Source organism: Micromonospora sp. H61 (assembly GCF_018070325.1).
GTDB lineage: Bacteria > Actinomycetota > Actinomycetes > Mycobacteriales > Micromonosporaceae > Micromonospora > Micromonospora salmantinae.
This window is the reverse complement of the sequence record NZ_JAGPXY010000227.1, coordinates 1-1,080: the sequence shown is the minus strand read 5'-3', so window position 1 is coordinate 1,080 and position 1,080 is coordinate 1. Positions and strand designations below refer to the sequence as shown.

Here is a 1,080-nt window from a genome sequence, read left to right as displayed (position 1 = left end):
TGATCCCGGCCCCCACCCCAACCCCGCGAAGGCCGCCGACGGCAAACACCTCCGCGGGCTCACCCCGGATGCCCAGACCTCCCCCATCGTCCGCCGGATCTTCGACGAGTTCCTCGCCGGCTACGGACTATTCGCCATCGCCGAAGGACTCACCGCCAACCATGTGCCCTGCCCCTCGGCACACGATCGGGCCCGCAACAGACACCGCAGCGGCATCGCCTGGTCTAAAAGCGCCATCCGCGTCATCCTCACCAACCCCCGCTACACCGGCCGGCAGGTGTGGAACAAACAACGCACCGACGAAGTCCTCCTCGACGTCGACGACGTCGCACTGGGTCACACCGGCGTCATGCGCTGGAACACGCGTGACAAATGGGTGGTCTCGAAGGAGATCACCCACCCACCCCTGATCGACGACGAGACCTTCGAGCAAGCCCAAGCCCTACTCACCCGTCGCGCAAGAGCCGTCGACCGCCAGGAGCGCCAACGCCGCGCCCGCAACCCCTACGTCTTCCGGGGGATGATCTACTGCGCCGTCTGTCAGCGACGCATGCAAGGCCAGTACAACCACGGCGCCGCCTACTACCGCTGCCGCTTCCCCCAGGAATACGCCCTGGCCAACGAGGTCGACGAGTGGCTGGCATCCGCGTTCACCCCGGACCACCTCGACCAAACGATCACCGCCATGTGCGACGCCCAACCAACGGACACAACGCCACAGACGGCCGCAGCACAGGCCACGATCGCGGCCTGCGACGCAAAGCTCGCCCAGTACCGGGCCGCCCTCGACGCCGGCGCAGACCCCGCACTAGTCACCGGATGGATAACCCAAACCCAGGCCGAACGGACACGAGCCGAAGCCGATCTTCACACGACCCAGCAGACAGAGCCACGCCGGATGAGCCACTCCCAGATCGCCGACCTCGTCCGAGCGCTCGGCGACATCGCCGCCGTGCTGCGCGACGCCGACCCCGACGACAAAGCCGAGGTCTACCGGCAACTCGGACTCCGACTCACCTACCAGACCGAAACGCAAACGGTGCGCGCTGCAGTGGATCTCAGCGCGCACCGTGGGGTTAT

At 66.8% G+C, this 1,080-nt stretch carries 1 protein-coding gene; it reads left to right on the top strand.

Features of this window, described 5'->3' with window-relative positions:
• On the top strand, positions 1–1,080 hold a 1,080-nt coding region (locus KBX08_RS33315), incomplete at both ends, for a recombinase family protein (protein WP_210787720.1).